Genomic DNA, 8,134 nt, shown 5'->3' with positions numbered 1-8,134 from the left:
GCCGGCAACCTCCGCCAGCACGGCGACGAGGCCCCGAAGGACGGCGGCGACCACACCGGCGCGGACCACAACCCGGTCAAGCCCCACAGCCCCGTCCCGGCCCAGGTCAAGGTCCCCGAACTGGTGGGGGTCGGCGGCAGGGACGGCGTCGTCAAGCTCACCTCGGACCTCTCCGAACCGGTCCACGTGCCGGACCACGTCCCCGACCACCTGGCACCCGGCGGCCACGCCCCGGACCACACCCCCGGCGGCCACGCCCCCGAGGGCCCCCGCAACGACCTCAACCCGTCCGGCAACGGCCACGACACCCCGGGCACGGGCGGGCACGACGGCCCGACCACCGGCGGGCACGACGGCACGGGCACGGGCGGTCACGACGGTACTGGTGGGCACGACGGCACGGGTGGCCACGACGGTACGGGTGGCCACGACGGTACTGGTGGGCACGACGGTACTGGTGGGCACGACGGCGGTTCGACCGGCGGTCACGACGGCGCGGGTACGGGCGGTCACGACGGCACCCACCCAGGCACCACCGACGCGGAACGCGCCGCGCACCGCGCCGAGTACGAGGCCGCCCGTGAGAAGCCGTACGACGACCGGACCCCGGAGGAGAAGGCCGCCATCACCCGCGAGCATGTCCGGCTGGCCAACGAGGACCCGGCCTGGCGCGCGGAGCACTACGACAAGTACTTCCCCGGCAAGCGCAACAGCGCGACCGAACTGGTCGACGGCCAGATGCTGCCGATTCTCAAGCACACCGACAACGGCTGGATCGCCGCCGACGACATGTTGCACGCGAACCCGAGGGAGTTCCACCTCGATACGCCCCACGAACCCGTGCCGGGCGAGCGCGGAACGGTTCCGGCGGGCAACCTCGACGGTCTCGACAAGGTCGCGCGCGGCCGTGAGGCGTGGATGGACCTGGAGAAGGCCGAGGACGCCTTCAAGCACGACGAGTCCCCGGAGAATGCAGCAGCCGTGGCCAAGGCCGAGGAGCACTTCTACGACACGGTCGATGACGGCATCGCCCCCAACAGCGGGGTCTCCGAGACCCTCGGCGAGGAAGCCGCACGTCAGCACATGCTCCAACTCCCGGAATTCAAGGGATACAAGGAGATCCACCTTCCCGACACCCCGAACGGTGCGAAGCGGTTCGACCAGCTCTGGATGAACGAGGACGGAAAGCTGATCATCGTCGAGGCGAAGGCCCCCAACGGCCAATTGCTCTGGCGTCACAGCAACGGCGACTACTTCCAGGTCCCCACGAAGGTCCAGCAGGGGACGCTCGAGTACGTCCACACGATCGTGGCGGACATGGAAGAGCGTGCCGCCATGGGTTCCGTGGAGGACGGCAAGTACGCCCAGCAGATCAAGGACGCCATCGACGACAAGAGCTTGCAGTACGTCCAGGTCAAGGCCCGCGAAACGGTCGGTGAGTATGCTGGGGCCGACCTCAAGTACTTCAAGTTGTTCAAGTGAACTCGAAGGAGAAGGAGATCGCGTTGGCCTCGATCATCAGCCGCCACCCCTTTCCCGTCATGGGGAACGCGGAAGCGGGCCTCGCCATGCTCCAGGAGGACGTCGAGCGGCGGCTGGAGAAGGCCGAGACGAACGGCGCCCTTCTGGGCGACGTCCTGGGCACCACGCTCCGCATCGCCGGCGGCCGCAGTCTGTTGGACCCCCAGGCGTCGATCTTCCCCACCTGGGACGCCTGGGTGACCGCCATGCAGGTCGGCTCTGCCGTGTTCGCCACCGCGACGACGACCGAGGACCACGTGGTGTGCCGCATCGCGCACAAGGACCGCACGTTCCCGGCCACCGGTGGCCATCGGCACGTGAACCCCGGTACGTGGCTGACCGCTTTCTACCTGGCAGCGGCGTGCCGGGAGCGGGAGAGGCTCACGGCCCTGTGCAAGGTGCCGGTGTCCCTGCTGCGGGAGAACGGTTCGGCCTTCCCGGAGTACTACTACATCTGGATCGACACGCTCCAGACCTACTGGCAGGGCGGCCCCGGTCTCGGCGACAAGCTGGTCGCGGCGATCAACGCGACGGACCCGGAGACCGTCGCCGACCCGGTGCCCGTCCAGCACCTGATCTACCCGCCGATGGAAATGCTCCACCGCATTCTCCGGGACGACCGCGAAGGCTTCGGCCGGGCCCTCACCAACGCCGTCGAATGGCACAAGCGGTACTGGAGCCACGAGAGCCGGGAGACCCAACTCGCGGGCGCCGTCGCCATCGCCCCGCTCGCGATGGCCTGTTTCGCCCACGATGCGGGATTCCCCATCGAGGTCGAGTCCGAGTACCTGCCTGCGGCCCTCATCGGCCGCAATTGGTGTGGCGAATTTCCGACGTAGGCCGCTGGACGCATAAGCGCCCGATGGCCCGACCGCCGAAATGATGGTCGGGTCATCGGGCGTTCATGCGTCCTGGAGGTCAGTTCTCCTGGGGCGGAGTGCTGAGGGCCTCGGTGATACGGGCGACGAAGGCGTCGGCCTCGGCGCGGGTGATTTCGACGTGGTCGATCTTGTTGTGGCCGAGTTCGTAGAGGCGGAGGTACTCGGTCGGTTCCCAGCGCAGGTTGCGGGTGAACGCCTCGTCGTAGTCGATGCCGTCCACCGAGCTGCGGCGCACGATTCCGCTGGGGTTCTCGCGGGAGAATCCGGTGCGGAGCTTCGCGTAGTAGGTGAAGCCGCTGAGGACCTCGGTCTCGGCGCCGTGTTCGGTGAGCCAGCGCTGGAGAGCGATGCCGTCGAGTTCCTGCTCCGTCTCGTCGGTGACGAGGGTGACGGGGCCGAAGAGCGTGCCGGACAGGCCGCGGAGCACGGTGTGGTCGTCGACGTGGACGGTGAACGAGGTGTTCGCCGTGGTGGCGTCGGAGAGGTCGGCTCCGCGCAGGTCGACCTGGAGGAGGGTGGCGTTGGTGAGGTCGGCGCGGCGGAAGGTCGCGGCCGTCGCGTCGACGTCGACCAGGGAGGCCGAGGTGAGGTCGGCGTCGTCCAGGCCGGCGGAGCGCAGGGTGGCCTGGTCCAGGGTGGCCTTGATCAGGCTGCTGCCGGTGAGGTTGGTGCCGGTCAGGTCGGCCTTCTCCAGGCGGGCGCGCCAGAGCTCCGCGCCGGCCAGGGAGACGCCGGCGAGCACGGCGTGAGAGAACCACGCCCCGGTGAAGTTCCCGCCGGAGAGGTTGGCTCCACGCAGGTCGAGCTCGTTGGCCTGCAGTGCCTCGCCGGCCGCCGCGGTCACCCAGGCGCCGAGTCGGGCCGCGGCCGCCTGGTCCAGCGGCAGGCTCTTTGGGTACCACTTGTCACGGTTGTCGGATGTCATGTCTCAGCTCTCTTCTGCCTGTGCGCGCAGTGCCGACAGGGCGACGGGGCCGTCTGCGGCCTCTGGTGAGCGGCCGGTCAGTTCGGTGAGGGCCTGGGTGGGGGACAGATTGCGGTCGTAAGCCGAGCGCAGGCGGTCCAGCCAGCCGAGAGCGGCGCGGTGGCGCTCGTCGTGGTCGACGTCGAGAGGCTCGAAGCTCGCGGCGTTCTCGGCGTCGGAGGCCCAGAGGTAGCCGAGCGTGCCGTGCTCGTCGGCGATCGGTATGTAGCGCACGTCACCGGCCGCCGTTCGGCGGTAGCCGATGTGCCCGAGGCCGGGGGCGTGGGTGAAGTCACCGTACCGGCGTACGAGTTCGAACCGCGACCACGTGTCGGACGGGGTTCCGTCCTGGTCGAACTGGGGGTCGACGCCCGTCTCGGTCGGCGTGCCGAAGTACGTTGGGTCCTCCGGGTCCAGGTCGGAACCGAGGGCTTCGGTGAGCTCGGCGAGGGCGGCCGCCAGCCGGGGCGCGTTCGCCTCGTGCACGGCGGGCTGGGGCCGGCCCCTGAGGTCGAAGGGCATCCAGGCGTCGGAGTACGTCACCAGCTCCACGGCCGCGAAGTCCGTGTACGTGGTTGCCGACAGCCCGAACAGGCCCTCCGTGCGGACCTCTCCCTCGGGGCCGAACAGCTCGCCGGCGGGGAAGAGCGTGGCGTCGGCAGAGCCGATGGGGCCGGGACGCATGGCGGCGCGGACCACGGCCGCCAGCTCCTCGGCGGAGCCGTCCGCGGCGAGCTCGCCCTGGTAGAGCGCGGAGCGCGGCTTGCCGGACTCCGAGACGGTGAGACGGGTCCGGGGCTCGCCGATCACCAGCCGGTGTGAGGCCAGGACGGCCTGTGCGGCCAGTAGATCGCCGAGGCAGCGGAGGATCTGGTCCTCACCCTCGATGAAGTCGCCCCAGGTCCAACGGGCGACCGGCGTACTGGCGATCACGGTGCCACCTCCGGTGTGAACCTACGAATCCGATGGCCCGACCGCCGAAATGGTGGTCGGGCCATCGGGCGTTCATAAGTACTGGAGGTCAGTTCTCCTGTGGCGGTTGGCCGACGGCCTGCTTGACGCGTTCGATGAAGGCGTCGACTTCGGCCCTGGTGATCTCGGCGTGGTCGATGTCGTTGTGGCCGAAGTAGTACCGGCGGAGGTATTCGGTCGGTTCCCAGCGCAGGTTGCGGGTGAAGGCCTCGTCGACGTCGATGCCGTCGACAATGCGGCGGCGCATGACCCCGTGGGGGTTTTCCCGCGTGTACTTTCCACTGAACATCGCGTAGTACGTGACGGGTTCGCCGCCGAGGACTTCGACCTGGGCGCCGTGTTCGGTGAACCACTGTTGGAGGGCGGCGCCATCGAGTTCCTGTTCGGTGTCCCCGGTGACGACCGTGACGGGGCCGAAGAGCGTGCCGGACAGGCCGCGGACCACGGTGTGGTCGTCGACGTGGACGATGAACGAGGTGTTCGCCGTGACGGCGTCGGACAGGTCGGCGCCGCGCAGGTCGACCTGGAGGAGGGTGGCGTTGGTGAGGTCGGCGCGGCGGAAGGTTGTGGCGCTGGCGTCGACGTCGACCAGGGAGGCCGAGGTCAGGTTCGCGCGGTCCAGGCAGGTGGAGCGCAGTGTGGCCCGGTCCAGGGTGGCCTTGACCAGGCTGGCGCCGGTGAGGTTCGCGCCGGTCAGGTCGGCCTTCTCCAGGTGGGCGCGGTAGAGGTCGGCGCCCGCCAAGGAGACGCCGACGAGCACGGCGAAGGTGAACCACGCCTCGGTGAAGTCCCCGCCGGAGAGGTTGGCTCCGCGCAGGTCGAGCTCGGTGGCCTGCAATGCCTCGCTGCCCGAGGCCGTCACCCAGGCGCCGAGCCGGGCGGCCGCCTGCTGATCCAGCGGCAGGGTCTTGGGATACCACTTGTCAGGCATATCGGATGCCACGATCGCCCCAACCCCCTTTCTACTCAATGATTGTCAACGGCGGGACGGTCACAGTTGGTGGGTGAGATCCGGTCCCAGCCCGTCGATCAGTTCGGGGGCCTCCAGGCCGTAGCCCTCGGCCATGCCGAAGGAAGTCCGCTCGCCCGGTTCGGCTTCGACGCCGAGCAGACCGTCGAGTTCCTGGAGGGCCGCCGCGAGGCGCGGTGCGTTCCTCGCGTGGACCGCCGGGTGCGGCTGCCCACGGAAGTCGCACTCGCTCCAGACGTCGTGGTAGACGGACAGCTCGGCGTAGGGGCCGAGGACCGGGTCGGGCGACACCATGAGCTCGACCAGGCGGTACTCGGTGCGGGCCTCGCCGTCCGCGTCGATCCAGGCGCCGGAGCCGAACACGGTGACCGCGCCCATCTCCGCCTGCGGATGGCCGACCGGTCGGCAGGCCCGCATCTCGTCGGCGAGCGTCGGCTCGTCGAGCGAACGCGACACGAGGCTGAGCCGGCTGTGGATGCCGAGGCCTCCCTTGCCGATCTGGAACCAGGTCCATTCGAGTGCGCCGGGTTCCAGCAGGCCGTGCCTGCGCAGGACGCCGGACATCTGCGCCGCGACCGCGAGCACCGATTCCAGGCCCGCTTCCTTCACGCCGTCGAGGTCCCAGGTCCACGAGGCGCTTTCTTTCGGCGCACGCATGAGAAATGACACAGGACTTCCTTACGGCTTGAACGAGTTGGTCGGGAATACGGTGACGGACCCGTCGTTGAATCGTAGCTCGAAGGTCGCGTTGCTCCGGTCCGCCGCTCGCTGCACGGCCTGGAGTTCATCCGGCCCCATCGCGCCCCGCAGGTCGTCGATGTCAAGGATGCCGATCTTGAAACCGACACCGGAACCGCCGAGCTGCTTTTCCGCGATCTTCTTGACTGCGGACTTGATGCCGGAGACGCCCTGGATGTCCTTGAGCTGGGCGGCGTAATCGACCTTTCCGTCGGCTCCTCGGGTCAGGACGTCCAGGTCGAGCTTGTCGTCGGGGAGCTTCAGCTCGAACTCGATTCCCGTCATGCCCTTGGATTCGAGCTCCGCCGCGTGGTCCAGTGCCTGGTTCACTGCCGGCATCATGCCCTTGTCCTTGACCTGCTCGATCAGCTTCTTGTAGCCGGGGCAGTCGGCGAACCGCTTGTTCCTGATGTAGTCGGCGACGGACGCCCCGTAGCCCTGCTTCTTCAGCTGGACCAGCGCGCGTTCCGCGTCCTGCGGGGGCAGCTTCGCGTCGCGGAGCGCCTGGAAGACGTCGGCCGCGTGCTCGGGTGCCATGGGGCCGCTCGGCTGCTGGCCGATGTGGTCGCCTTCCAGGTAGACCCCGGGCTGCTTCTCCGGCCGGCCGCCCTCGTGGCCCTGCCCGTTGCCGGGACCGTTGTGGTCACCGCCGCCGTGCCCGGGAGTACCGTCGTGGCCGCCGGTGGTCGGGTGGTCCGAACCACCCGTGTGGTCGCCACCGGTCGGACCGTCGTGGCCGCCGTTGTGGTCGCCGGGGGTGTGGTCGCCGCCGCCGTTGTGGTCCGAGCCGCTGGGATGGTCGCCGTTGGGGGTGTGGGTGCCGTCGGGCTTGGGGTGTTCGGTGCCGGGGTTGTGGCCGGTGCCGTGGGGTTCGTGGGTGGTGCCGGTGGGGATGTCGTGGACGGGCTCGGTGGGGAGCTTGATGTCGGCGGCGCCCTCGGGGACGTGGACCTTGCCGAAGAGGTCGGCCTGTTCGGCCTTGATGGCTGTGAGTTCGTCCGGGGTGAGGCCGGGCAGGCGTTCCTTCTCGTAGAGGACGTGGCCGTCCATCTTCGCGGTGAAGCTGTCGGGGGTGTGGAACTGGAGCTCGAACTTCTGGCCGGTGACGGCGTCGCGCCAGGTGGAGTTGATGCCCTTGTAGCCGGCGGAGCCCCAGGTGTTCTTGAAGGTGATGTTCTCGAAGCCGCGCTTCTGGAGGTCCTCGACGGCCTGCTGGACGCCGTGGGCGTAGTCGTTGGCGGGGACTTCGATGGTGTAGCGGACGGAGTCCTTGATCTCGGCGAGGGCGTCCTCGGGCTTGAGCAGCGCGTTGCCGCCGAGGTCGGTGGCGAGCTTGCGCTTGAGGGAGTCCTCGCCCTTGAGGCGGTACTCCAGGCCGATGAGCTTGCCGTTGTCGACCTTGCCCGCGACGTCCTGGACGGCTTCGGTGACACGCGGTTCGTGGGTCGCTGCCTCGTGTATGAACTTGTCGGCGGCGGCGTTGGCCTCGGGGTTGAGCTTGAGGCCCTTCTCGCCCTCCCACGAACCGTCGGGGCGGTTGCCCAACGGCTCCTCGGCGGGCGGGTGTTCGCCGGAGCCCGGAGCCCCGTCGTGGCCGCCGGTGGTCGGGTGGTCCGAACCGCCGTCGTGGCCGCCGGTGTGGTCGCTGCCACCCGTGTGGTCGCCGGAGCCGCCGTCGTGACCGCCGGTGTTGTGGTCCCCGCCGCCCGTGTGCCCGCCGTTGCCGTCGTGGCCCGGCCCGTCGTTGTGGCCGGGGGGCTCGTGGCTCGCGTTGGGGCCCTCGGGGGCGTGGCCGCCGGGGGTGTGGTCGGGCAGGTGGTCCGGGATGTGCTCCGGGACGTGGTCGGGGACGCGATCCGGGAAGTGGTCCGGGATGTGGTCCGGCACCTTGAACGGGTCGGACAGGTCCGAGCCGAGCTTGATGACGCCGTCGCGCCCGCCGACGCCCGCCATCTCGGGGACCTTGGCCTTGGCCGGGGTGTGGAGCGGGTCGGGGCCGTTCGGCTTGACCGGGTGGTCGGGGGTGCTGCCGGGGTGGTCGCCGGGGAGTTCCTTCGGCGCGTCCTCACCGGGGTGGATCTTGCCGGT

Annotated in this window: 5 protein-coding genes and 2 pseudogenes; 2 read left to right on the top strand and 5 right to left on the bottom strand. The window is 69.5% G+C overall.

Annotated elements, in window-relative coordinates; all coding sequences use genetic code 11:
- A pseudogene (locus KV557_RS40980) lies at positions 1–1,482 on the top strand (hypothetical protein); the annotation flags it as partial.
- The gene (locus KV557_RS40975; RefSeq protein ID WP_308130311.1) at positions 1,479–2,360 is read left to right on the top strand and encodes an immunity 49 family protein; all 882 of its coding nucleotides are present in this window, start codon (positions 1,479–1,481) and stop codon (positions 2,358–2,360) included. The pseudogene KV557_RS40980 and the gene KV557_RS40975, both read left to right, overlap by 4 nt.
- 79 nt (positions 2,361–2,439) lie before the next feature.
- Here the strand turns inward: KV557_RS40975 and KV557_RS40970 are convergent, their stop codons facing one another.
- The 5 genes and pseudogenes from KV557_RS40970 to KV557_RS40950 form a co-directional block, all read right to left on the bottom strand.
- Positions 2,440–3,327, bottom strand: a complete 888-nt coding sequence (locus KV557_RS40970) for a pentapeptide repeat-containing protein (RefSeq protein ID WP_218207165.1) — start codon at positions 3,325–3,327, stop codon at positions 2,440–2,442.
- Between the two features lie 3 nt (positions 3,328–3,330).
- Positions 3,331–4,299 (bottom strand): hypothetical protein, encoded by a 969-nt coding sequence (locus tag KV557_RS40965; RefSeq protein ID WP_218207164.1) that lies wholly within the window; start codon positions 4,297–4,299, stop codon positions 3,331–3,333.
- Positions 4,300–4,387: 88 nt separating this feature from the next.
- On the bottom strand, positions 4,388–5,269 hold the full coding sequence (locus KV557_RS40960; RefSeq protein WP_256178710.1) for a pentapeptide repeat-containing protein: 882 nt from the start codon (positions 5,267–5,269) through the stop codon (positions 4,388–4,390).
- 60 nt (positions 5,270–5,329) lie between these two features.
- Positions 5,330–5,977 carry a hypothetical protein gene (locus KV557_RS40955; protein ID WP_308130310.1) on the bottom strand — a complete coding sequence of 216 codons (648 nt, stop codon included), beginning with the start codon at positions 5,975–5,977 and terminating at the stop codon, positions 5,330–5,332.
- A gap of 9 nt (positions 5,978–5,986) precedes the next feature.
- Positions 5,987–8,134 (bottom strand): annotated as a pseudogene (locus KV557_RS40950) (hypothetical protein); the annotation flags it as partial.

This window comes from Kitasatospora aureofaciens (assembly GCF_019192735.1).
Classification (GTDB): domain Bacteria; phylum Actinomycetota; class Actinomycetes; order Streptomycetales; family Streptomycetaceae; genus Kitasatospora; species Kitasatospora aureofaciens_A.
The sequence above is the reverse complement of the archived record's forward strand: the minus strand, read 5'-3'. Positions and strand labels throughout refer to the sequence as shown.